At 42.8% G+C, this 23,962-nt stretch carries 19 protein-coding genes and 2 pseudogenes; 12 read left to right on the forward strand and 9 right to left on the reverse strand.

The window, feature by feature from the left end; all coding sequences use genetic code 11:
* A partial coding sequence (locus ACE1OE_RS03205) for a site-specific integrase (RefSeq protein WP_449210110.1) occupies positions 1-1,633 on the forward strand: 1,633 nt, incomplete at its 5' end.
* Between the two features lie 201 nt (positions 1,634-1,834).
* On the opposite strand, the gene ACE1OE_RS03210 is transcribed toward ACE1OE_RS03205, so the two are convergent.
* On the reverse strand, positions 1,835-3,052 hold the full coding sequence (locus ACE1OE_RS03210; RefSeq protein ID WP_449210111.1) for an ROK family transcriptional regulator: 1,218 nt from the start codon (positions 3,050-3,052) through the stop codon (positions 1,835-1,837).
* Between the two features lie 223 nt (positions 3,053-3,275).
* Between ACE1OE_RS03210 and ACE1OE_RS03215 the strand changes: the two genes are divergently transcribed.
* The 5 genes from ACE1OE_RS03215 to ACE1OE_RS03235 all read left to right on the forward strand — a co-directional run bounded on the left by ACE1OE_RS03215 (position 3,276) and on the right by ACE1OE_RS03235 (position 9,073).
* Positions 3,276-4,799, forward strand: a complete 1,524-nt coding sequence (locus tag ACE1OE_RS03215; RefSeq protein ID WP_449210112.1) for a glycoside hydrolase family 32 protein — start codon at positions 3,276-3,278, stop codon at positions 4,797-4,799.
* Between the two features lie 225 nt (positions 4,800-5,024).
* The gene (gene fba, locus ACE1OE_RS03220) at positions 5,025-6,077 is read left to right on the forward strand and encodes a class II fructose-bisphosphate aldolase (protein ID WP_108020125.1); all 1,053 of its coding nucleotides are present in this window, start codon (positions 5,025-5,027) and stop codon (positions 6,075-6,077) included.
* 18 nt (positions 6,078-6,095) lie between these two features.
* Positions 6,096-6,950, forward strand: coding sequence for a PfkB family carbohydrate kinase (locus ACE1OE_RS03225; RefSeq protein ID WP_449210113.1), 855 nt, complete (start codon positions 6,096-6,098; stop codon positions 6,948-6,950).
* Positions 6,929-7,585, forward strand: a complete 657-nt coding sequence (locus ACE1OE_RS03230) for a hypothetical protein (protein WP_449210114.1) — start codon at positions 6,929-6,931, stop codon at positions 7,583-7,585. The genes ACE1OE_RS03225 and ACE1OE_RS03230 overlap by 22 nt, the downstream gene beginning before the upstream one ends.
* Before the next feature lie 42 nt (positions 7,586-7,627).
* Positions 7,628-9,073 (forward strand): sugar porter family MFS transporter, encoded by a 1,446-nt coding sequence (locus ACE1OE_RS03235; RefSeq protein WP_372164245.1) that lies wholly within the window; start codon positions 7,628-7,630, stop codon positions 9,071-9,073.
* A gap of 585 nt (positions 9,074-9,658) precedes the next feature.
* Here ACE1OE_RS03235 and ACE1OE_RS03240 read toward each other — a convergent pair.
* Entirely contained in the window at positions 9,659-10,519 is an 861-nt protein-coding gene (locus tag ACE1OE_RS03240) for a LysR family transcriptional regulator (RefSeq protein ID WP_449210115.1), read from the reverse strand.
* 111 nt (positions 10,520-10,630) lie between these two features.
* Between ACE1OE_RS03240 and ACE1OE_RS03245 the strand changes: the two genes are divergently transcribed.
* Together ACE1OE_RS03245 and ACE1OE_RS03250 are read left to right on the forward strand one after the other, a co-directional pair.
* Complete coding sequence (locus ACE1OE_RS03245; protein ID WP_449210116.1) at positions 10,631-11,059, forward strand: RidA family protein; 429 nt, start codon at positions 10,631-10,633, stop codon at positions 11,057-11,059.
* Positions 11,060-11,063: 4 nt separating this feature from the next.
* Positions 11,064-11,951, forward strand: a complete 888-nt coding sequence (locus ACE1OE_RS03250) for a PhzF family isomerase (RefSeq protein ID WP_449210117.1) — start codon at positions 11,064-11,066, stop codon at positions 11,949-11,951.
* A gap of 298 nt (positions 11,952-12,249) precedes the next feature.
* Here ACE1OE_RS03250 and ACE1OE_RS03255 read toward each other — a convergent pair whose 3' ends face one another.
* Positions 12,250-12,588, reverse strand: a complete 339-nt coding sequence (locus tag ACE1OE_RS03255; RefSeq protein ID WP_449210118.1) for a cytosolic protein — start codon at positions 12,586-12,588, stop codon at positions 12,250-12,252.
* Between the two features lie 389 nt (positions 12,589-12,977).
* Here ACE1OE_RS03255 and ACE1OE_RS03260 point away from each other — a divergent pair, with 389 nt between their 5' ends.
* Positions 12,978-13,886, forward strand: a complete 909-nt coding sequence (locus ACE1OE_RS03260) for a dienelactone hydrolase family protein (RefSeq protein ID WP_449210119.1) — start codon at positions 12,978-12,980, stop codon at positions 13,884-13,886.
* Positions 13,887-14,302: 416 nt separating this feature from the next.
* On the opposite strand, the pseudogene ACE1OE_RS03265 reads toward ACE1OE_RS03260, so the two are convergent.
* The 5 genes and pseudogenes from ACE1OE_RS03265 to ACE1OE_RS03285 all read right to left on the reverse strand — a co-directional run.
* Positions 14,303-14,734, reverse strand: a pseudogene (locus ACE1OE_RS03265) (enoyl-CoA hydratase/isomerase family protein); the annotation flags it as partial.
* Positions 14,735-15,050: pseudogene (locus ACE1OE_RS03270) on the reverse strand (IS3 family transposase); the annotation flags it as partial.
* A 258-nt stretch (positions 15,051-15,308) separates the two neighbouring features.
* Positions 15,309-16,586, reverse strand: coding sequence for a TRAP transporter large permease (locus ACE1OE_RS03275; protein ID WP_449210120.1), 1,278 nt, complete (start codon positions 16,584-16,586; stop codon positions 15,309-15,311).
* Positions 16,583-17,074 carry a TRAP transporter small permease gene (locus tag ACE1OE_RS03280; RefSeq protein WP_449210121.1) on the reverse strand — a complete coding sequence of 164 codons (492 nt, stop codon included), beginning with the start codon at positions 17,072-17,074 and terminating at the stop codon, positions 16,583-16,585. Before ACE1OE_RS03280 ends, ACE1OE_RS03275 begins: the two co-directional genes overlap by 4 nt.
* A 65-nt stretch (positions 17,075-17,139) precedes the next feature.
* Positions 17,140-18,138 (reverse strand): TRAP transporter substrate-binding protein, encoded by a 999-nt coding sequence (locus tag ACE1OE_RS03285; protein ID WP_449210122.1) that lies wholly within the window; start codon positions 18,136-18,138, stop codon positions 17,140-17,142.
* Between the two features lie 264 nt (positions 18,139-18,402).
* Between ACE1OE_RS03285 and ACE1OE_RS03290 the strand changes: the two genes are divergently transcribed.
* The 3 genes from ACE1OE_RS03290 (at position 18,403) to ACE1OE_RS03300 (ending at position 22,154) form a co-directional block, all read left to right on the forward strand.
* Entirely contained in the window at positions 18,403-19,404 is a 1,002-nt protein-coding gene (locus ACE1OE_RS03290; RefSeq protein WP_449210123.1) for a LacI family DNA-binding transcriptional regulator, read from the forward strand.
* A 139-nt stretch (positions 19,405-19,543) separates the two neighbouring features.
* Positions 19,544-20,308, forward strand: a complete 765-nt coding sequence (idnO, locus tag ACE1OE_RS03295; protein WP_449210124.1) for a gluconate 5-dehydrogenase — start codon at positions 19,544-19,546, stop codon at positions 20,306-20,308.
* A 1,069-nt stretch (positions 20,309-21,377) separates the two neighbouring features.
* Positions 21,378-22,154: a hypothetical protein gene (locus ACE1OE_RS03300; RefSeq protein WP_449210125.1), complete on the forward strand. Its 777-nt coding sequence runs from the start codon at positions 21,378-21,380 to the stop codon at positions 22,152-22,154.
* 396 nt (positions 22,155-22,550) lie between these two features.
* Here the strand turns inward: ACE1OE_RS03300 and eat are convergent, their stop codons facing one another.
* Positions 22,551-23,954 carry an ethanolamine permease gene (eat, locus tag ACE1OE_RS03305; RefSeq protein WP_449210126.1) on the reverse strand — a complete coding sequence of 468 codons (1,404 nt, stop codon included), beginning with the start codon at positions 23,952-23,954 and terminating at the stop codon, positions 22,551-22,553.
* Between the last annotated feature and the right edge of the window lie 8 nt (positions 23,955-23,962).

Raw genomic sequence — 23,962 nt, forward strand, 5'->3', positions numbered from 1 at the left:
ACTGGCTGCCAGAATGAAAGTGGATATGTTCCTAGCTGTAGACGCATACAAAAGGGTTTCAGCTTCACCAAAGCTTCAAGGCGCACTGCGAAGGTTGATGTCAGGTGAGAACAAGCAGACCTTTTCCTTATCCGCACCTAGAGACCTACAGTGCATTCATAAGCTGTATCCAAGCACCACATCACCGGATACAAGAGCCCAGCAAATGTGGGCACTGATTTACGACGAATGTTTGACCTGTCAGGAATCCTTTAAGAATAAAGTGAAAAAGACGCTTGTTCGTCACTATAAATTAATGCTGGAAGCTCGTAATAGTTTGGTATGTTTCGACTTTTCACGATTTTCGAGAGTACTGAAAGCACTAAGGAAAAACGCTGTCGAGAGTTCAACGGAAGTTGCTCCTGATGAATGTTTCGAGGAGTTTGAGCAACATCCCCCCTTAAAAAACATTGCAGTTGATACCTCTGCTGACATAGCTACTTCGAAAGCGCATCAAAGAGAAGGCAACACTGCTACGGTGAGCGCGAGTGAGGTGGATATCCGGTGGTATTGCGAACAATACCAGACACACAGAAACAACAAATTAGGGGTAAGAAAGAATAGTGAAGGTGTGGCGCTAGAAGCGCAGAAAACGATTGAGATGTGCCTTCTTGTTCATGAGCTTATTGGGGTTCACGATATTACTCAAATCAACGTCACCCATGCAGATCATGCGCTCTCACAACTACGACAGTTTCCTAAAGTTTCCAACTCTAAAATTAACAACAAACGCTTCCATGCTTTTCCAAAGCACCAATGGGTTAAAATCAATCAAGGTGCCGGACTTGAGGTGATTTCAGAATCGACAGTGGGCAGGTACATTGAGAAAACCTCAACGATCTACAGTTGGATACGAGACAATTTTCCTGTTCAATCTATCAACCCTTTCTGCGGTCTGGCATCTAAAAGCGGTGGACCGGTGCTAGATGAAGAGGACAATGTTGCATCGTTTAGCAAAAACGACCTTGTAAAAATATTCAGTCAACCCATTTTCACCGAACATAAAATCAAAAGACATTACACCAAGCGGATTCCCAAATATTCACAATACTGGATGCCTCTAATCGCGCTTCTCAGCGGAATGAGACCTAACGAGATTGCGCAGCTCAAACGCAAGGATTGTATTCTCAGAGACGACATACTGTTCTTCCAGCTATCAAATCAAGATGAAGACCAATCTCTAAAGAACAAACGCGCACGACGAGCAGTACCAGTGCACAGCAAGCTGATCGAGTTGGGCTTTGAGCGATTCATTGAACCACTTGCTTCTGATGAGCGGCTGTTCCCTGAACTGTCTTACAGCAAAAAGGAAGGTTATTACAAATCGTTTGGGGAGTGGTTCAAGAGATATTTTTCTAATTACATTGACTTAACTGGCGAAGGGAAGCGGTTTTACAGTTTCCGCCATACGTTTATCGATCAGTTCAAGCAGCGAGGTTCTATAGCAGCGGTCCCCGCTTCGATTGTTGGCCATAAGAATGGAAGCATCACTTACGATACCTATGGCAGTAAAGCGGATTTGGCTACTTTGAGGAACTACATTGAGACGGTGAAATTTGATGAAGTCCTTAAAAAGGTGAAGCCTTTGAAGTAGAGCGGCCAATGTACCTTTGTAGATAGAATTATAAGTGGAACACCCTGGTGCAAACGTAATGGTGTGGCCAGTCTTGTGGGCTCACACCGGTCTTGCGCACTCAACAACTCATTTTTGGACAAATGTGATTTAGCGCCACTGCTAATTTAGTAACTAATGAATTATGTAACGTATGGCAAAGTCTTAATATATAACTGTATATTAACAGCTCTTAGACGCCTTTATTCCTAAGTGTGCTAAAGGCAGAAGTAGCTCATTTGACATCACGTTGTGATAGTTACCTTTATGAACCAAATCTTCATCACTTTCATCAAGAACCAGTTCGATATTGCTTGCCAGATCCGGAAGTAATAAACGAAATGTGTATTCCTTTACACGATTTAAGAAATCAGCCCCTAATTGCGTCAGTTCATCACCAATTACCACTAAATCAGGGTTTAATTGGTTAATATTGTTTACTAATCCATGTGCTAAGCACTTAGCTAAGTAATCAACCGCGTTTATCGCAGCAGATTCTCTGTCATGAAATGCATTTACTACCATTTCAAAGTCCGCGGATGCTAACGAGGCCTCTTCCTTGTAACGTTCAACCAAGGCCGTTGTTGAGCTATACAGCTCAAGGCAACCTAGATTGCCACACTTACATTGCGGCCCTTGAAAATTGATCGATGTGTGACCAATTTCTCCAGCCGTCCCTAAACTACCGTGATAAACCTGCCCTTCAATCACTAAGCCTGAACCGACCCCCTGCCCAAGAGAGACATACAGTAAAACGCTTGCTTCATAAGTGCTTTGTAGCTGGCGCCAAACCGCGAGTGCAGCCAATTTTGCATCATGGCCTGCATAGATTGGATAGTCTGGAAATTGCTCTCGCATGTGGGAAATAAAATCAACATCTTGCCAATTTTTTGCGTCGGTCATCAGTATAATTTTATTATCTTGCTCTAAGAATGGGCCGGGCATCGCGACCGAGATCCCTATAATATCACCTTCCTGCTCATTCAGAACATCGCTCACTTGCTTGGTCAAATACTCGATCAGCTCTTCTGGGCTATTATCAGTATTAATTGGTTTGACTACGTTGGTTAGCGAAACACCATTGAGATCGTAGGTATCAATTGAGAAGTTAGTACGCTGTATTCGAACGGACACAATTCGTAGATGTTGGGTATTGAACCCCAGATAGATAGAGCTTCGACCACGTGCCGCTTTTCGCACACCCGTTTCAACAATAAGCCCTTGTTCTATTAAAGGTTTTATCGCTCTCGTCACCGTCGCTTGGTCAAGTCCAACCAATTGGCTGATCTCTTTTCTGGAGCAACTACCACTATTGTGAAGTGCATTAAGAATGACGCGCTTATTATGATTTTGTACATCATCTAACGAAACGCCCAGTCCGCTTCTCATAGGCTTATTCATAGTTCTCCCGACCAATTTGATCTGCAATAACGTTCCAATGGATCTACACAATATATAGAAAAAGTTAAGATTCAATAAAATCATATAGTTAGAAATTGAGCCTACTTTACTTATGTGAGCGCAATCTCAAGTTCATCATACTATATTTGTTAGCTGCAATTAAATGAAATATATTTGATTGCAGGTTGCAATTAAATATATTTCGATAACATTGGAGGTCCTTGTGGTATTCGATAAGAAGAAGCATCAGGCAATTATTGATCAAGTTGAAGAATACATCGCTGAGCATAAAGATACGGTTAAGCAGCACCATTGGCGTGAGCATTACCATTACCAAGCACCGGTAGGCTGGATTAATGACCCGCATGGATTGATTCAATATCAGGGTAAATATCACCTCTTCTATCAACACCATCCTTTCACTGGCAAGTGGGGAACCATGCACTGGGGACACGCAGTCAGCGAAGATCTCATTCACTGGGAAACACTGCCAGAAGCTTTAGCACCAAGTGAAGAATATGACGGTTGGGATGGCGGAGGTATTTTTACTGGTAGTGCTGTGAACAATGATGGTGTGATGACACTTTTCTATACGGGATGTGCACAAGCTCGCCAAGTTCAATGTATGGCAACGTCGACTGATGGCGTTAACTTTGACAAATATGACGGGAACCCAATCTTATCTGATCCACCAGAGGGAATTAACCTACATGACTTCCGCGATCCAAAGGTTTGGAAGCATGAAGGCTCATGGTACATGGTGACTGGTGTAACAGATGGCGTGAGCGATCTAATTAACCCATCAAACTACGAGACCAATGGATTCGGTAAAGTCTGCCTTCACAAATCAGACAATTTAACCGATTGGGAATTCGTAGGTTATTGTGTAGAGAGTATGGGCGAACTCGGGACAATGCTTGAGTGCCCAAATATCTTCAAATTGGGTGACAAACACGTCCTTATGTATTCACCTATGGGTATGCAACAGCGTCAAGTAGTTTACCTTGTTGGTGACCTTGATTACCGAACTGGTAAGTTCCATTGGTCTACGATGGGTTCTCTAGATTGGGGATTCGACTACTACGCACCACAAGTGTTCGATGATGAAAATGGGCGCACTCTCATTCAAGCTTGGATCGGTTCATGGCCATTCATGCCATGGTGTGATGGCACTTACGATACCAGTGAACTGGGTTGGTACGGTAGTATCACTTTGGCCCGAGAAGTCTCTTTATGTCACGATGGGAAACTGAAGTTCACGCCTGTGCAAGAAGTTGAAAAATTGCGCCATTCTCCCAAAAGACATACAGAGCTCCAGTTAAACGATGGTGAAAAATTCGCATTTGAAGCTGGTGATAATGTTCACTGTGAAATCATTGCGGACATTGACCTAGCTGCTAGCGATTGTGACAGCGTTGTATTTGAAATTCGCAGTAAAGGTGAGCAGAAAACACTGATTGAGTTGGATCTAAAGAAAGGCGAACTGGCTTTTGATCGAACTCAATCGGGCAGTCGTTCAGCCTTACGTAGAACATGTCCACTAGAGTGTGCGAGTAAAGATCGAGCAAACATCCGTATCTTTATGGACAGTATTTCTGTTGAAATCTTTACCGATGGCGGCCGTACTGTGATGACCAATAACATCTTCTCTGATGAAGACAGTACAGGTCTCTATGTATACGCTAAGAACGGTAATGCAAGAATTGATACACTAAAAACATTCGGTATGAAAAGTGTTGCTGAGTAACTGATTCAGCTTTCTCCTTCTTCTTTTTAGCCCAGCTTATTGCTGGGCTTTTTTGTCCCTCAAAAAATATTCCCTTAAAAAAAGTCCTTTTTATCCCACTCAAATAATGATCCTCAAAACAAAAACACGATCCTTTTCACATTCTAAATTCTATTTAATTGTTTCTTGCAATTAAATTGGTTAAGTTTAATTGCAAGAAACAATTAAATCACTTTGGAGAAGAAAATGGCTATCGTTACACTAAGACAATTACTGGATCACGCAGCAGAAAATGGTTACGCAGTTCCAGCATTCAACATCAGCAACATGGAGCAAGGACTTGCTATTGTTCGCGCTGCAGCAAAATGTAATTCAGGTGTCATTCTGCAGGCGAGCATCAATGCTCGTAAAAGCTACGCTGGTGACGTGATGCTTTATAAGATGGTTTGTGCTCTCGCTGAAATGTTCCCGAAAACACCAATCGTTCTTCACCAAGATCATGGCAACAGCGAAGAAACATGCTTGTCAGCAATTCGCCACGGTTTTACATCGGTAATGATGGATGGCTCATTGGAGCGTGATGCTTCAACACCAAGCAGCTACGATTACAATGTAGATATTACTTCTCGTATCGCTCAATCTGCGCACTGGGTAGGTGCTTCAGTTGAAGGTGAGTTGGGTTGTATTGGCTCTTTAGAAACTGGTGAAGCTGAAGCTGAAGATGGCGTTGGTGCTGCTGGTATCCTTGAAAAGAGCCAACTGCTAACAGACCCAGATCAAGCCGTTGATTTTGTTAAAAGAACAAAGGTTGACGCATTAGCGATCGCTTGTGGCACAAGCCATGGTGCTTACAAGTTCACTCGCAAACCGGATGGCGATATCTTAGCGATGAACGTTATCGAAGAAATTCACTCGAAGCTCCCAACGACTCACCTAGTTATGCATGGCGCCTCATCGGTTCCTCAATACCTTCAAGATATGATCAATGAGAATGGCGGTGAAATGCCTCAAACATATGGTGTGCCAATCGAAGAAATTGAGCGCGGTATCAAACATGGTGTTCGTAAGGTAAATATCGATACTGATTGTCGTATGGCGATGTCTGGCCGCTTCCGAGAACTAGCGATGAAAAACCCACAAGAGTTTGACCCTCGTAAGTTCCTATTAGCAGGAATGGATGAGCTAACGGCACTTTGTTTAAACCGATTTGAACGATTTGGTTGTGCTGGTCACGGTGACAAGATTACACCAATTTCTATGGATGATATGGCTGCACGCTACGCTAGCGGTGAGCTGTAATTCAAAGGAGTTCTACGTATGGGAAATTGTGTATTTATAGGCAGAAGCACGATTGATTTGATGAGCTTTGTTGAAGTGATGCCTGATCCTGATAAAAAGGTGAATGCAATTGCTGATTTTATTGGTGGTGGTGGGTCTGCACTCAATGCTGCCATTGCATGCAACGCATTAGGCTCTGATGTACACCTTTGGACATGTTTAGGTAAAGAGCACCTCTATAAATCGATAGTGACAGCAGAGCTTAATGAACACGAAGTTTCGGTTGTGGATTTAAGTTTAGACGATGAATACCAGCTACCACTATCGAACATTATCTCTGCAAAGCAAACTGCATCTAGGCTCATCGTCAACGCCAGTCAGCCCGATTGCGAAAAGGTGATGAGTTTAGACCCGAAGTGGCTAGATAATGCAAAGCTCGTATTACTTGATCAATATGAGCATCCGTTTGTTAGCGCAAACGTGCAAGCTTTGGCTGAGTTTACTGGTGATATTGTGTTAGACGCTGGTACTTGGAAATCGCACAGCGAACAGTTTTTATCTCTCTGTACTATTCCTATTGTTTCGGAGGAATTCACCAATGGTGACAAAGATAAAATGCAGGCACTTTGCGACCAATACGGGATCAAAAAGTGGGCAATGACGCTGGGCGACAAAGGTGTTTTTTATAGTGATGAGTCAAGTAGCGGGGTAATTCCTGCACCTAAAGTTGACGCTATCGATACGCTAGGTGCCGGGGATATTTTCCATGGAGCTTTTTGTCACTACTACTCGGAGAGTCAAGATTTCTGTGACTCTCTAAAGAAAGCCAGTCACATAGCGGCATTATCATGTACCGAATTAGGAACCAGATCATGGCTAAAACATATTCGCTAACGGGTGATGACATTGCAAGCGTTCCTCAACTGGTCGCCAACACCTACCAAGAGTCTGGGAAACAGGTTCTTGTCATCGGTATCTCTGGTGCACCAGCGACGGGTAAATCAACGTTGTCTGAATCCCTACTATCTGGACTGTCACAGTTAGGATTTAAAGCCCAACTGTGTCCAATGGACGGCTTTCACTACCCCAACTCGGTACTAAAAGAGAAAGGACTGACGTCAGTCAAAGGTAGCATCGAAACATTTGATGTAACCTCATTGGCACATTTGCTTTCCAAAGCGGTGACGCCAAACACTGACGCATTCTTTTGGCCGAAATACTGTCGTGAGTTACACGATCCAATTGCTGAAGGTTTTTTAATTGAGCCGGACACTCAAATTATTTTACTCGAAGGTAATTACATCTACTCAACCGACGAAGACTGGCGACCAGTCAGTGATTTGATTGACTTGAAGATCTTTCTCACAGCAAGTGAAGAAGTACTCAGAGAGCGATTAATATCAAGACATCTAGCTGGTGGAAAGTCGAAACAAGAAGCGCTCGATAAAACCGAGCGCGTGGATCTAGTCAATGCGTTAAAAATAAAACAATACGAATCAAACGCAGACTACGTAATCCAGACGCACTAGAACAGCGTCCCATGTACCCTACAATTCTCATGGAGAGATCAAATGATTCTTAGTGAAAGCAATAAGAAAATGTTCTTTTTGACATTCATTTGCGCCGCGGCAACGATTGGTGGATTCCTATTTGGAATGGACACTATAGTTATTGGCGGCACGATTACACAAATCACACAACAGTTTGAGTTATCGTCCTTACAACAGGGCTGGTATGTATCTTCAGCGCTCGTTGGCTGCCTATTTGGTAGTATAATTGCTGGCCCTATTGCGGACTATGCTGGGCGTAAAAAACCTCTGATGCTAGGTGCTATATTAGCTATCGTATCAGTGCTTGGTTGTATGTACGCAGACTCATTCAACTTACTGATTTGGGCTCGTATCATTGGTGGCTTTGGTATTGGTATCGCAACTGTAGTTTGCCCGATGTACATTGCAGAAGTTGCTCCAGCAAGACATAGAGGAAAACTCAGTAACTTATTTCAAGTTGCCATCGTTATCGGTTTAACGTGTTCGGTTGTTACCAACACACTTATTGTTGATTACAGCCAATCTGCCGTTGTCACTGGTCATTACCTGGATCACTTCTTTATTACTGAAAATTGGCGTGGCATGTTCTCTGTTGAGTTTTTGCCAGCAGTCATCTTCCTTGCTTTGGTCGTTTTTTTTCCAGAGTCCCCTCGTTGGTTGATATCTAAATCGAGAGAAAAAGAAGCAGCTAACATTCTCAAAAAGCTCCTAACTAAAGGCGAAGCGGAAGAAGCTATCATTGAATGTCGACAGGTAATTCGCTCTGAAAAAGCAGGATCGTACAAACAATTAGTCAAAAATCCTGTAATGCGCTTTGGCTTGATGACCGGTGTACTACTGGCCATCTGGTCTGAATGGTCTGGTGTGACTGTTGTTATGTACTACGGTCCAGTCATGCTAGAAGAAATTATGGGAAGTCAGGGGTCAGCACTTGGCGGATTTGGTTGGATTTGTCTAGTAAGTGTCATCTTCACCTCACTTTCAATGGTATTCATTGATAAAGTAGGCCGCAGAAAAATGCTGATAACTTCTGCGCTTGGTTGTTTCGTTTGTCTTATCGGCCTAGCGATATTCTTTGACAGACCGGATACTCCACCGATGTTGATTGTTGGATTAATGGCGTTCTTTGTTGCCTTCACAGCACTAGGTTTAGGTCCTCTGAAGTTCACTATTTCAGCTGAGATTTTACCAACCTCAGTCCGTGGCCGCGCGGTCTCAATAACAACGGCAGCAATCTGGATTCAAGGTGTTATCTTGAACTCATTTACACCAGCTTTTAGAGAATCATTTGGAACATCGGCATTGTTCATCATGTTCGCGATTATCCTTCTTGGTCAGATTTGGTTTGCGGTAAAAATTCTTCCTGAAACGGCAAATCGTAGTTTAGAAAGCATCGAGAAAGAGTTGAAGCAACGCTTCGACATAAAAGAAGTTGAAGAAAAAGATCTTCAGCCAAAGCGAGTATAACGAACAATATATTACTGATATGAAAAGAGGCTCTACATGTAGAGCCTCTTTTTAATTGTTCTTCCGTAAGCAAAGGATATAAAAGTAAATTGAGAAAGTTAGTAACTATAAATGTAATGAAGCACTCTAAGCAGCTTCTTATAGATAACTATAGGTAATGCAAATACACATCAACAGGATATGTATGAGTTTTTACACTAACTGACAATGGGGCAATTCTGAGTTATGAAGCGCCGACTACGAAGATTGCTCATCAGCGTTGTAAGGGGTATTGTCAACTGCTACCTTACTATGTGGTAATGATCTTGCTAACTGCAGCATCAATACGGCATCTGCTAATGAACTAGGTCGTGAAACAGCTTGCGGGGGATTAAAAGGACACACACCAAAAGTACTATAGGGTAAAAGTACCTCTTGAAATTTTCCGATAAGAGTTACCGCTTAGTAATCTAAAATGAGCCCTATCACAAATAGCTTGGGCTTAGCAGTGAGCGTAGTAACTTGTCTTTACCCCTTTCATTTATATACTGACCATTTAATTTTTTAGGGCTAAGTAATCTGGGTAAGTATGCCGTTGTAAAACTCTTACAACAGGTGCTCTCGAAGCTCCTTTTCAATCATTTCGCTGATCATTGTTGAGTAATTACAATTCTTGGTATCGAGATGGCGCATTAACCACACATCTTGTTGCAATGTTCGTTTAGGTAATATTGGCACCAACCCCGAATTCTCCGCAACAAAACAAGGAAGCGCGACAACCCCCAGTCCTTCCATGGCTGCCAATAGTTGTGAGTGCATGTTGTCAAAAGACAAGATAGGAGCGGCGCCTTGGGTAAGTTCTTGTATCCACTGCGCTAAAAAGGTGTACTGAAGGTTTCGGTCCCAACCGATTATACGAAGATTCTGTAAATCGATGACCTCAGTATGTTTTGTTAAATTGGCAAGGTAATCCTTGCTGCAATAAAGTCCATACTTCAGTTGGCCAAGACGTCGGACTATGTAGCGTCCACTTTCTGGCCGTACAAGTCGCAGAATAATATCGGCTTCACGGCGAGAGAATTCAACAGGAACGACGCTAGTTGATAGTTCTAGTTGTAAGTCTGAATATTCCAATTGTAAAGCAGCGAGTTTCGATTGGAGCAGTTGTTGTCCAATTAGCTCGGGTAATGCGACACGAAATAGTGATTGCTGCCCTTGGTCATTGTAACGCTCCATGGCGGTTAAATGTTCTTCCGCTTTTTCAGCTAAAGAAAAATAGCGCTCTCCAACTTGAGTAAGTGTATAGCCATCGCTATCTCGGGAAAAAAGAGTCGCATTGAGGCTTCTCTCCAGTTCCACGGCTCTACGGTGCACGGTCGATACGCTGATACCAAGCAGTTTTGCACTACGGCTTAACCCACCGGTTCGTCCAATGGCTAACAAAATCTTAGTATCTTCCCAGTTCATACCTTTCCATATTTAAAAAACGCGTTTGCAGTAAACACTATAGTAACCACGACGATTAAATTTATACAATCTAGACAACCTATTACATGAATGGGTATTGAAGTCCATTCAATGAAACAGCAGTTACTGGAGATTCAAGAAGTGAGACTTATTAATACCAACAGCTCGAAACGGCCGAATGGACATTACAGTCAAGCAACTTTAATTGGCAATACGTTGTATCTATCAGCCCAACTTCCGGATACAACGTACTCTGGTCAAAGTAAAGATATTGAACAACAAGTCGAAAGGCAAACACGGTCCATCTTAGACAACATTACTACAATAGCCCAATCAGCTGGCGCGACGAGAAATAGTATTGCTTTAGTACGTTTTTATTCTACTGATATAAAACTCTGGCCAATAATAGATCAAGCCTTTTCCGATTATATGGGCGACCATAAACCTGCCAGAGCCGTAATATGTGTTGCTGCAATTAAACACGGTTACCTAGTTATGGCGGAAGCTATCGCCGAGATCAAATCAATAGCTGAGGAATAGGGTCATGGTCACCATTTATATCGTTGATGCATTTACCACTAAACCAAACACAGGAAATCGAGCGGGGGTTGTTCTAGATGCCGATCGCCTAACAACTCAAGAGATGCAAGATATAGCCGCGTTTACAGGTTATTCCGAAACCGCCTTTGTTTTATCACCCTGCGACCAAACCCATGACATTCATATTCGATACTTTACGCCTAAAAAAGAAGTACCGATATGCGGGCACGCAACCATCGCCACTCATTTTTTACGAGCCACTTTAGGCCACGAATCTGACTACCCATTAATTGCGAAAACAAAAGCAGGCCACTTGCCCGTCTCGATCTCTGGAAATCCAAAAGGATTACTCATAAAAATGACTCAAGGACAGGTAAAGTTTCAGTCACCTTTTGATTCAACTCAACGGAGCGAAATCGCAACTGCACTGGGCATAAGTGAGAATGATTTTTGCGACTTACCTATCCAAGTTGTTACTACGGGTCATTCCAAAGTTATGGTGCCAATGCTGAGCAGAAAGAGACTTGATGGATTAGTTCCGAACAATGAAAAACTAAAAGCGCTCAGCGCTACAATTGATTGCAATGGGTTCTTCCCATTTGTCTTAGAAGGCAGTAGGAAAGCCCCTGTTACTTTTGGGCGAATGTTCGCACCTGCCATTGGCATAAATGAAGATCCTGTAACGGGCAATGCGAATGGCCCTGCGGGAGCGTATCTTGTTCACCATGACTTAATTGAATGCGAGTCAGAAGCTTGTTATTGGGGATATCAAGGTCTTGCGATGGATAGCCCAGGTCGAGTTCTAGTGACGGTTGAGAAAGCAGAATCAATGCTACACATCAGCATTGCAGGGCAGGCAGTTTTAGTTGGAAAAAGAGAGATGGTTCTTTAGTAGACAGCAGACCATTTCCTACTGATCTTACAAATATTGAGAGAAGAGCATCCTATTGAAAAACTATTTTTCAATGTGTTGGAACATCATCAACGTTGCTGCTTGGAGTCAGAGAAAATAGGAACTAAATCGTTTTGTCCCATTCCTGCAGAGATACCGCTCGCCAGTGAACCGCAGCATTGCTTTTCTTATTGAAGCTAGGATCTGGCTCTATTCAATTCGCCCCCTGTTAATAAACGAAACGCTTGTGGATGACTGACTGGGGGCAAGTCGCCGATTTCAACTGACTGAATGAGTTTCAGCCCAGTCGGGTAATAAAGGTTTGCTCATCATCCACAAAAGCCACAAAGCCGCCGTGATAGATAAACACCCGACCCCGCCCCTCAACTAGGCAGGCAAGCTGTGGGTTCAAATCTTCTTCGTTGTCCTGACTTTGAAAGGTGCCAGTATCGGTGATTACGCCGCGGAGTGTAGGCAAATATCCATAAGTGCGCTTGGCTTGATCAATTAGGTTCAATTCGCTGGTGGTAGAGAAGCAAGAGGGGATCGCACCGGCTTCTTCTATAAACATAGTTTTCAGTTCTTCAAAAGCGGTAATCACCAGCCAGTCGATGCCGTTAACATGATGGATAAACATAGAGGTTCTCGATAATTCTGATGCGGAGATTTTATCATTATTCAGAGGAGAAGGTAGTAGAGATTGAGTGACTAAAGGCGGTAATTCTGTGCTATTTCCGAGCATTCACTAGGCCAACTTGAAACACGTTCATGCCTCATTGTCATCAAGCGAGTTTTGGTAACACTGCATTCGCGACATATTTTTCAATATATCGCCAAATGTGGACCATTTAACAGTCAGTGCAAGGTTAAGGGACATCAATCGTAAGTGATGGTTTTATCTTATTGTTATCTAGGCACTTTATTTTGTTACAGAAAATAATCTAACATTATATTGAGCGATCGTTCAAATTCTCTCTTGTTTCCACTATAGTTGATGGGGTCAACAGCTCACAACAAGGAAAAGTTATGAATCAAAAGAACGAATCTCAATCAACACCAACTAGATCTATCCCTCAAGAAGCATTTGATTGGTATGACGAATATGCGCACGGTCTAATTGATCGAAGAGAATTTATGGCTCGTCTATCAGGCTTAGCTGTGCTTGGCTTGACCATGACAACACTAACTTCTGCACTGATCCCTAACTATGCGAAAGCAGAACAGGTCTCTTTTAATGATCCTTCCATCAAAGCCACCTACGAGACGTTTCCTTCACCTAAAGGGTACGGAGAAGGTCGTGGTTACTTAGTTGTACCCAATGAGCTGGTGGGTAATGCACCTGTTGTATTAGTTGTTCATGAAAATAGGGGGCTAAATCCATATATTAAGGATGTAGCAAGACGGTTGGCGGCTGCGGGATTTATCGCTTTTGCACCTGACGCACTTTATTCACTTGGAGGCTACCCAGGCAATGATGATGAAGGTCGAGCGATGCAAAAATCGCTATCAAGGGAGCGAATTGAAGAGGACTTTATAGCCGCAGCGAACTTTTTGAAATCTCATGAAAAAAGTAATGGAAAACTAGGCGCTGTCGGATTTTGCTTTGGTGGTTATATCGTCAATATGTTGGCTGCAGTAATGCCAGAGCAGTTAGATGCGGGGGTTCCATTTTATGGTACTCCTGCAGCACCTGATTTAAGAAAAAATGTTAAAGGGCCATTGCTCATCCAATTTGCTGGGATCGATAAACGCGTGAATGCCACTTGGCCCGACTATGAGGCAGAGCTCAAAGAGATTGGTGCTGAATATACAGCTTATACATATGACGGAGTGAATCATGGCTTCCACAACGATTCAACGGGCCGTTACGCTGAAGAAGAAGCGGAGTTGGCATGGGAACGTACTCTTGAGTTCTTTACCAAGCAACTTTCTTAATAGGTAACGCTACCGAACTTTTTTCTGCTCAGAACCAATGCAGGGGCACTTCGTAACTCAGAAGTGCCCTATTTTCTTTTGGTGTGATTTATTAAAAGCCAGGAGCTTTTGGTTCGATAGCAAACTTTCGATGTGGCATTTTTTGCATGTGATGTCTTTACATCCAGTCGAGGCTAACACGTAACCGGAAAAAGGCTTCTAAAACTATCAAAAAACCTATTGTGGCATACTTGAACTCAATTAGTTCTGTATGTTTTAGAGCAGTGCTAAATCGCTTTTCATGCAGGTTTTGAGCGGTCATCTTTTTTATATAGGCTAATCAATATGGAGAATACAGAGAGCTCGGATATTTCTGACAAACTCTGCATAGGGGTCAGAGCTAAACGACATTGACTCCCGATACACAGCAGCATGGACTAGTTGATGTCTTGAATCCTCATGACCAGGTCTTCCCAGTTACGCTGATTGTCCATATCGTGCTCTAAACCTTGATCGTCTGCGATCTGGGAGCGCTTAACCGCTGCGGTTTTACTCGTCGCTTGGAATAACCAGTAGGCCTCTGCTTTCAATGCCTCATCGATTGGCTTGTCAATGGATTCGTAAACCATTTGCTTACAAGCATTGATAGATTCAGCTGGGAATTTAGAAATGCGCTGGGTAAGTGCATCAACGTAAGGCCCAATTTTATCGGGCTCTAATGCCTTGTTGATTGTGCCGTAAGCTTCTGCTTCATCGGCATCGAAATCACGAGCGCTGAGGATTATTTCTGGGGCGCGACTAAGGCCTATCTGAGGAGCCATTCGTAATGCTCTTCCGCCACATGGAAGGATACCCATACCCACTTCCATAAACTTGCGTGCTGCTTTCGATACTAAATCCTGGCGTTTCATACTGGCAGCAATGCTCTTAACATTATGGTTATCACCGCTCTCAGCCAGTTCTTTCTGAATACGTCTTGAGCCATCTCGTTCTTTACTAAGGTCAAAGGCTTCTTTGGCCTTAGTATCAGCTTTTGGCGCTCTGTCTCGTGTTGAATCGCCTTGTGGCGACTCGCAATCCAATAATAAAACCCACTTCGAGAAACTCTGAGCACCTTAACCATATGGGTAAGGTACTCAGCAGTGGTTCAAACATAAATACATAGCAATTTACTTTAGATTTTTCGCCAACTGTAGATTTGAGATTTATGCAACGAGAGCGGCTGCAACAACTCTCACTTATTTGCTAGCTTCAGGGGCTCTGCTCAAATTCAGGAGAGTGGATTGATATGTTTCTTCTTGCTTGTCATAGTTCACTTCATTTGTGATTTTGCTCGCTTAACTCAGTGTCCAAAACTGCTGGTGCGGATCAATGCGGGCTGGTTTAGGGGTTACTACTGCAGTAGTAACCCCCTTGTGAATTTTGGCAATACGGAGTGACAATTTAACTGACCAAGAACGTGCTGAGTTCGGGTACGAATACCACTAAGAAGAAAACCATTACAAAAGCGACGAAGAAAGGGAGTTGGCCTTTGGCAATGTCGCCCATAGGTAACTTAGTCACTGATGAGCAGGCAAAAATATTGACGGCAACAGGTGGGGTCATAGTGCCAATAACGTTTGAAATCACCACTACCATTCCGAAATGTACGGGATCAATTCCTAATGCATTTGCAATCGGCCAGAGTACAGGGACGAGCAATACCACTGTGGCAATCCCTTCGAGGAAAATCCCAAAGACAAGTAAGACAATTGCAATAATGAAAATAAATAATTCAGGCCCTAACTCCATGGAAACAATGGCACTAACCAGGCTTCCACTGATTCCGCTGTATGAAAAAATCCAAGCAAATGAACTGGATGTTGCAATGATGAACAGCAACATTGCTGAGCTTTTTGCTGAATCTATGATTATTGCTATGAGGTTAGTTAGAGTTATCTCTTTGTAAATACATGTGCCAACAAAGAGAGCCCAAACGACAGCAATGGCGGCAGACTCTGTTGGGGTAAGTAGGCCTGAATAGATACCGCCAAGGATGATAATTGGTAGTAATAGTGCAGGGATAGCGCTCAGAAAACTGGTTAAAATCTCGCGCCCTGACATCTTCTTATCAGATTTTGGCCAGCCTTCTTTGTGAGCAAGAATAACCACTGAGACCATTAATACAGTCATTAATAATCCACCCACCACCATACCTGCGGTAAACAGGTTTCCGATGCTGGTGGATGTCAAGGTTCCATAAACCACCATTACGATTGAAGGGGGGATGATTGGCCCCAAACCACCAGAAGTGACAAGTAAACCAGCTGTTCGATCTTTTGGATAACCCAGTTTCACCATGTCAGGGTAAAGCATGGCGCCTATTGCGATGACGGTGGCGGGTGCTGAACCTGATAGCGCGGAGAAGAACGCACAGGCTAAAACTAGAGCCAATGCCATTCCACCTCTAAATCCGCCGACAACAGAGTTTGCTAGATGTACAAGGCGTTCGGATATGCCGCCTTTTGTCATTAAATTTCCTGCGAGAATGAAAAATGGTATCGCGAGGATGGATGTACTGTCTAAGCCGCCGAAAATTCTTTGAGGTATTACGTTAAGCCCCACGTTTACGGCATCTGAGAAAAGGATAGTAACCGAGCTGGCAATGCCTAATGACATTGCGATTGGTGTGCTAATGAGCAATAGAAGCAGGAAAGAACCAAATAGCAATAAACCTGTCATACGGTCTCCTTGACTGTTTTGAATTTTTTAAAGTCATTGAACAATGCTACAGACTGAGTTGCCGTGATGGAGGTAAAGCCAATCAAGAGAGCGAAATAAGGGATATACATGGGGATCTTAAGCCCACTAGATAATTGCCCTGATGATATTTGAAGTTGAAATAAGGTCACTGACTCTTTGGACATAAGTGCGGCAAAAATGATGAGTATAATTTTTGAAATCGACACAATGACAAATTTTAAGGTGTGAGGTAATTTGTCAACGAAAGCGGTGACTCGGATTTGAGTCCCGTCACGCAAGCCAAGCTCGGTACCAAGCATAACAAGATACACCATCGAGTATTTTGCTATTTCTTCAATGCCAACCAAGGGGATACCAAAAAAATTGCGATTAATGACTTGGATAAATGTAGCGATAACCATCGCAACAAAAGCGATAACCAGAACTGTTTTTTCGGCACGATCAAGTAAGGTGAGTATTGTCTGCATAAGGCATAACCTTGTGGTCATTAGGAATAGGTGGCATAGCCACCTATGTATATAGAGATAAGCAGTTATGATCCTTTAACGCTGTTGATGGCGTCTACCCATTCAGGGTCGAACTGATAGTTTTCGTTTGCAACAGATTTTCGATAACTATCGCGTAGCGCATCGATGTCAACATCGTAGAATTGAACCCCTTTTTTCTCGAGTTCGAGGCGTGCATCTTCGTTAGCTTGTAGAAGATATTGACGTTGCGCTTCAACCCCTTTGCGAACACCAAGAAGGAAAGGTTCTCTAAGCTCTTCTGGGATCCTGTCCATTGCAGATTCGCTCATGACAAGCGCAATGTACACATAAGCATGCTTTGTGTAGGAAATGTTCTTGGTCACTTCGTAGAAGCCAGAAGCTAGACAGTCAGCAACGGCGTTTTCCGCGCCATCAATAGTGCCTTGCTGTAGTGCGGTAAATACTTCGTTGCTTGGCATTGCGATCGGCATGGCGCCGAAGCTTGCGAAAGCATTTTGGTGGTATTTGTTTTCCATGGTTCGTAATGTGAACCCTTTAAAGTCATCCATAGTTTTGATTGGTTTGTTTGAAAAAGTGTCACGGAATCCACTTTCCATCCACCCGATGATATGTAAACCTTTTTTACGTGCTTCACGCTCGGCAAGTTGACCGACTGGACCATCGATAGCAGCATGGGCTTCTTCTACTGAGTCGAATAAGTAGGCTTGGTCAAGGATTTCCATCTCAGGAATGAATGATGACAGGACGGCGTTAGCTGCTGTCGCGATATCTAAGTTATTTGACATTGCCAGTTCAACGGTGTCGCGTTCTCCCCCTAACTGACCGCCTGCGAAGATCTCAACGTTGATTTTATCATTGGTCGCTGCTGAAACTTCTTGTGCTAGTGTCCGCGCACCATCGGCATAATTTGAATTATCTGGAACAACAAGGCTCATTTTGAGTGTGATGGGTCCATCTTCACTCTTGTTTTCTGTATCGCCACAGCCCGAAATAATGATACCTAGTGCTGAAGCAAGGGTCACTTTTAGAATGTTATTTTTCATGCTACCGCCTTAATGATAGTGATGTTGATGATTCTTAATTTGAACTCATTTCACTGCCTGTCGACTGTACTTTAAGCAGCGAACTAAGAGATTCACAATAACGATTTAATAAAATTGTGATTAGCAACAAACAAATGCAAGCGGTTGTATTTTTTTGTGTGATCTGCCCATTGCGAGTAGAATGTTATAAGACATAGTTATAGCGCTCTATGTTTTATTTGTTAGCGGTTTGCTATTGTTGGTGCGGCTGGAAGTGGAGATGATATGAATAAAAAAAGGGTAACAATTGGTGATATTGCCAAATATATTGGTGTTGACAAGTCAACGGTGTCGCGTGCTCTATCCGGCTCCAGTAAAGTTAAAAAAGAAACTGTATTAAAAGTTCAACGAGCTTGTAAAGATTTAAAGTATGTACCTAACGACGCTGCAAGGGCGCTGGCTTCGAGTGAGTCGAAGTCATTGGTCTTACTTGTGCCAAGTCTATCAAATGAAATATTCTCAGACATTGTCACTGGCGCTAAAAAAGTATGTACGGAAAAAGGGTATACACTCCTTATCGGCGATACAGGCTATTCGCCTATGGAAGAGGAAAGTCTCATAAAACATTACCTCCAACAGAATGTGGCAGGTTTCGTTTTGACAGAAAATACGCATACCGATGAGTCTGTTTCGTTGCTAGACCAGTTTGCAAAGCCTGTCATTGAGATCATGGATTGTACTAAGCCTCCTAATTTTAATCAGGTTATTGGGATTAATAATGATACTGCAACAAGGGATGTTATTCGGTATCTTGTAGGTAAGGGTAGGAAAAATATAGCTTTTTGTTCATGTTTTCTTGATGATCGGGCTTCAATTCGTAAGACTGCAATGCAATCCGAACTTAAATTAGCCGGATTACCTTTCGATAAGGTGTTGACGATGACAGGGGCGACATCCTTGAAGGTAGGTCAAAGAAGTATTATAGAAATAGTACGTAAATGGCCAGATGTTGATGCGATTATGTATATCAATGATGACTTGGCGTCAGGAGCTTCAATGGAGGCAACACGTCGTGGTCTAGAGGTCGGTGAACAAATAGACATTTTTGGTTTTAATGACTTGGAATATGCTTCGCATTTTATTCCTTCTTTGAGTAGTGTCAGAACCCCACGTATGGAGATGGGAGAATTGGCTTTTTGTAATCTCATTGAGATATTAAATGGGCAGGGTGAGATGTCCCCCTTAATTGAATTGAAGCATGAACTCATACTGAGAGATTCTGCTTAATATTTATTCGATGCGTGTCACAAATGGGTTGAGCCATAATAGAAAATATAGCGATTTCATTTAATAATGCAACCGGTTGTAATTCATTGCCTGTCAACAATGAATGGACGTTTAACGTAGATTACAACAGGTGCATATAATGAATTTATTTGATCTAACAGGTAAGACAATTTTAATCACGGGTTCTAGCCGTGGAATTGGTTATGTTTTAGCCAAGGGTTTGGCTTCACATGGTGCTCATATCATTATCAATGACCGTTCATTAGAGGCTGCGGCTGCAGCCTCTAATAACTTAAGAGAGATGGGGTACAGCGCGGATCCTGTCGTATTTGATGTGACAAAATCATCGCAGTTACAGGCAGGTATTAATTCAATTGTTGAACAGTTCGGTAAGATTGATGTTCTAATTAATAATGCGGGAATTCAGTGTCGACACCCACTTCTTGATTTTCCGGAGTCAGACTGGGATAGAGTGATAGATGTAAACCAAAAAGGTGTTTTCTTAGTTACTCAAGCTGTAGCTCGTCACATGGTCGACCTCGGTGAGGGCGGTAAAATTATCAATATCGCTTCAATGCAGTCGGAGTTAGGTCGAGATACAATAACCCCATACGCTGCTTCCAAAGGAGCTGTTAAAATGTTGACTAGAGGGTCTTGTGTGGAGCTTGCTCGGCACAATATTCAAGTAAACGCTATTGCTCCTGGTTATTTTAAATCAGAAATGACGAAGGCCCTCGTGGATGATGAAGTCTTCACCGCGTGGCTCAGAGATAGAACCCCCGCGGACCGTTGGGGCGAGCTGGAAGAACTAATAGGTACTGCTGTGTATTTATCATCAAATGCGTCTAATTTCGTCAATGGTCAGTTGATATTTGTCGATGGTGGTATGCTCGCAGCAGTTTGATCTCAAAGTACTTGTTCATCCTCTAAGGGTAGGTACATAAACTCTCGATTGTGTGAAGACTATCGACAAGTGCGCTTTACTGAATTTAGTTTGAGAACAAAACTGGGTAAAGCGCCCGCACTTTAAATGATAAGTTACATTTTAGCATACTTAGCCTCTTGATTATGACGTAGTGGCATAAGGCTTGTCCTTTGGGATCACGAAGGGTATACGAGGCTTAAGGTACCTGCTTTATACGATACATACTCAAGTTCAAGCTAGTGAAACTGTGTTTACCAGCACTTTAAGCAATCCATTGATGAACTATCTACACTGAATAGTTCAAGTGATAACGAAACTCTTCAAAGAATGATCTTTGCCAGTGTCATGACTACGATGGAAGCGTACTTGTCTGACACGATGAAAAAGCAAGTGGTAAACCGCCATAGTAACAAATGTTGATTCGTTGAGAGTCATAATTATTTCGTGGCCAAAATAAAGTGGAATGAGGTTTTTGTACTGTTATTACGCTAGATCAAAAGCTAAATGAAGAGATTGATAAAATGTCATTTCACAATGTAGATACGGTTACAGGGCTATACAACAACGTTCTTCTTTGTGAATTTCCCAAGTAGAAAATGTTGGAGTTACGTAAAGCGGTTAATATACGACACGACACGAAATCGTGCATCGTAACGGTAGAATACTGATGGCAGATGAATTTCAATACTTAATTAAGGCTATCGATTCACAGATTATTGATGGGCTTCTTGATGAGCCTGAGGGGTAGACTCAACTTACTTTTCTCAATATCAAAGAACCGAATTAGCATTTTTACTTAAGCTTACTTCTGTCCAGATACGTGTTATGCCGTGATGCTTAGGGCTGTTACGTTACCTGGAATCATGACTCTCTCGGGGACAAGAGTGACTTAGGTTGATTGCCCTAAAACGTTCATACCCCAAACTTTGTTACGGCAGACCTAACGCTTAATTCAAGGCGTTACCGTTTGACCTAGTTTTGGTTATGATCGTATTTTACATGGATGGCGGTAGCGATGATTGACTCAATGAAAGGATGCATAAGAGTAATGAAGCAATGCAGTGCCGTTATGTTATCTATGGCTATACTCAGTGGCTGTACGCCAGATTATCCAGGCTGGAAGCAGAAACAAAGCCACGGATTGACAATCAGTGGTATTGAGGATGAAGTCTCATTTAAAGGCGCGGCAACGGTCTCTTTTCATGGAACTAAACCGGCTGATCTTACGCTGCGTGCGAGGGTACTTTTTGTCACCGATGAGAAAGAGTGCCAATCAAAAATCTATGGCTCTTACCCAAGGATGACGCAACAACGGTCAATCATAGTCAGCGCAGAGCCCACCGTGAGTGGGGATGGTACTCGATATGAATTCTCTTCAGCGCTACCAGTGACGTTTTCTGAAACAGACGCCACAAAATGTCAGTATGAATTTTCTCAGGTGTATATAACGTACAGTAATCAGTACAGCCCTAAGCCTAAGACACTCTTGAGATTGAAGTTTATGCCAGATGAACAAAGAGAAGAGAAATCACTTTCCGTCTCAGACGCCATAAGTGCTGTTTGTAGCCGCTCCATTGGAAAACAGAATGTGACGGATAAAGATATATTGTTCGGTGGCCTGATTTGTTCTGATAGTCAACTTACTTCGCGCGATCAGTGGCTAAACCGCCAAAACCATACCGCGTATGAAATTAACTTTATTGAAGGTGATTACTATCAACATGAAAAATGTGAATATAATGAACCTATTCAAGCGTTAATTAAACAAGGTTGGGTAGTTGACCACCATAATAACCAATTTGGTTTGAATCGTTGTGAGGGTTAAACCCTAATCGTTGATCTGAGTATAAACCTATTAGCGTCGATTGAGGCTATTTGTAATACATTCACAATCTTTCTTTAGTAACAGCGATAGGATTCAAGTAAATGAATCCCTAAGTTCTCTAGTGTCATAGTCGTTTATCTAGCGCTATTCTTTTGATTCGACAGAGCCCTAAATATGTTCAATCTACCTTCTCCATAACGAGCGTCCCAGTCGGGCTTATAAACGACAGTCGTTCTAAGTAGGTACGCCTTTCATTAGAGTTCGGCATAAAGTCCCCCCTAAACCTAACGAACGCTCAAAGTCATTAGACTTAGAGCGTTGATAATGCAAAGAAACTGATTGAGTTGCGTTAGGTAAAATGACGCTTTGTATATGATTGCCGTTTATTCAAATTAATTAACGTGCTACTTCTGTTGTCAACTCTTGCTCAGCAACGGACAACATTGCAAACTCTTCTTCGGCTGATGTTGCCACTAAATTTTTACGACTATAGAGTCCATAATATGCACCGCCGATAACAAATAATCCCATAGTCATAAAGAAGGCTGATGGATCAAATGCATAGACGCCAGTCATCGCAACGAGAGATAAAACGAGTGATATCCCTGACGTGAACATTCCTCCTGGTGTTTTATACGGGCGTTCCAGTTCAGGTTGTTTAATGCGCAGTAAAATATGACTCAGTGACATTAATGCATACGATACGGTTGCACCAACAACCGCCATTGCCAGGATGAGGTCGCCTTCACCAGTTAATGACACTAAAAACCCAAAAATACCTGGAACTAACAATGCACGAGAAGGGACTTTTTTCTTACTCGTGAGAGATAAACTCTGTGGTAAATAACCAGCACGAGAAAGCGCAAACACCAAGCGACTGTAGCCATAAATAATGGAGAAGAATGACGCTACCAAGCCAGCTAAACCTAGTATGTTGACGGCTGTTGCCAGTGTTGAATTGCCTGTTATTTTTAGGGCATCCACTAGAGGGACAGCGCTATCACCGATAACTTGAGACCCGACGGCCCCGGCAAGAAGTACCACGACTAACGTTGCTGTTACTAATAAAAATAGCATCGCACCAATGATACCCTTTGGTACATCTTTCGCTGGGTTCTTCGCTTCTTCTGCTGCCAATGGAACGCCTTCAACCGCTAGGAACAACCACATTGCAAATGGCAACGCAGCCCATACTCCATACCAACCGAAAGGCAATATTTCTGTTGCTTGAGCTGTCGTTGGCGCGATATCAAACAAATTATCAATGTTAAACTCACCAATTAGTGCGCCAGCCGTCATTAAAATTGCCAGCACAGCTAATCCACTAATCACCATCATAACCTTTAGCGCTTCACCAACACCTGCCATGTGAATAGCGATAAAAAGTGCATAGAAAAGTGCGTACACCATAGGGCCATCCAGCCCAATGAGTTCATTGACAGCTGAGCCAATAAAAATAACGATAGCGGCGGGTGCGAGCGCGTATTCTATAAGAACCGATAAACCCGTAAAGAAACCACCGGTTGGACCCATTGCTTGACGAGCAAAACTATAACCGCCTCCAGCGGCAGGAATTGCAGCCGACATTTCTGCTAGCGATAGCACTAAGGTTAAGTACATTACCGCCATCGCTATCGCCGCGATTAGGAAACCGCCCCAGCCCGCTTGAGCGATACCGAAGTTCCACCCTGCAAAGTCGCCTGATATAACATAAGACACCCCAAGGCCTGCAAGCAGAATCCAACCTGCGGTGCCTCTTTTTAACTGCCTTTTGGCCAGATATTCCTGATGATTAGACATAGTAAATC

Source organism: Vibrio sp. E150_011 (assembly GCF_053544015.1).

What these genes read in the sequence shown, in the direction of transcription:
- fba (WP_108020125.1), top strand. Translation starts at nt 5,025, where the DNA reads ATGGCTATCGTTACACTAAGACAATTACTGGATCACGCAGCAGAAAAT.
- ACE1OE_RS03210 (WP_449210111.1), bottom strand. Translation starts at nt 3,052, where the DNA reads ATGAATAAGCCTATGAGAAGCGGACTGGGCGTTTCGTTAGATGATGTA.
- idnO (WP_449210124.1), top strand. Translation starts at nt 19,544, where the DNA reads ATGAATTTATTTGATCTAACAGGTAAGACAATTTTAATCACGGGTTCT.
- ACE1OE_RS03290 (WP_449210123.1), top strand. Translation starts at nt 18,403, where the DNA reads ATGAATAAAAAAAGGGTAACAATTGGTGATATTGCCAAATATATTGGT.
- ACE1OE_RS03225 (WP_449210113.1), top strand. Translation starts at nt 6,096, where the DNA reads ATGGGAAATTGTGTATTTATAGGCAGAAGCACGATTGATTTGATGAGC.
- ACE1OE_RS03245 (WP_449210116.1), top strand. Translation starts at nt 10,631, where the DNA reads ATGAAACAGCAGTTACTGGAGATTCAAGAAGTGAGACTTATTAATACC.
- ACE1OE_RS03230 (WP_449210114.1), top strand. Translation starts at nt 6,929, where the DNA reads ATGGCTAAAACATATTCGCTAACGGGTGATGACATTGCAAGCGTTCCT.
- ACE1OE_RS03235 (WP_372164245.1), top strand. Translation starts at nt 7,628, where the DNA reads ATGATTCTTAGTGAAAGCAATAAGAAAATGTTCTTTTTGACATTCATT.
- ACE1OE_RS03285 (WP_449210122.1), bottom strand. Translation starts at nt 18,138, where the DNA reads ATGAAAAATAACATTCTAAAAGTGACCCTTGCTTCAGCACTAGGTATC.
- ACE1OE_RS03240 (WP_449210115.1), bottom strand. Translation starts at nt 10,519, where the DNA reads ATGAACTGGGAAGATACTAAGATTTTGTTAGCCATTGGACGAACCGGT.
- ACE1OE_RS03280 (WP_449210121.1), bottom strand. Translation starts at nt 17,074, where the DNA reads ATGCAGACAATACTCACCTTACTTGATCGTGCCGAAAAAACAGTTCTG.
- ACE1OE_RS03250 (WP_449210117.1), top strand. Translation starts at nt 11,064, where the DNA reads ATGGTCACCATTTATATCGTTGATGCATTTACCACTAAACCAAACACA.
- ACE1OE_RS03300 (WP_449210125.1), top strand. Translation starts at nt 21,378, where the DNA reads ATGAAGCAATGCAGTGCCGTTATGTTATCTATGGCTATACTCAGTGGC.
- ACE1OE_RS03275 (WP_449210120.1), bottom strand. Translation starts at nt 16,586, where the DNA reads ATGACAGGTTTATTGCTATTTGGTTCTTTCCTGCTTCTATTGCTCATT.
- ACE1OE_RS03260 (WP_449210119.1), top strand. Translation starts at nt 12,978, where the DNA reads ATGAATCAAAAGAACGAATCTCAATCAACACCAACTAGATCTATCCCT.
- ACE1OE_RS03255 (WP_449210118.1), bottom strand. Translation starts at nt 12,588, where the DNA reads ATGTTTATCCATCATGTTAACGGCATCGACTGGCTGGTGATTACCGCT.
- eat (WP_449210126.1), bottom strand. Translation starts at nt 23,954, where the DNA reads ATGTCTAATCATCAGGAATATCTGGCCAAAAGGCAGTTAAAAAGAGGC.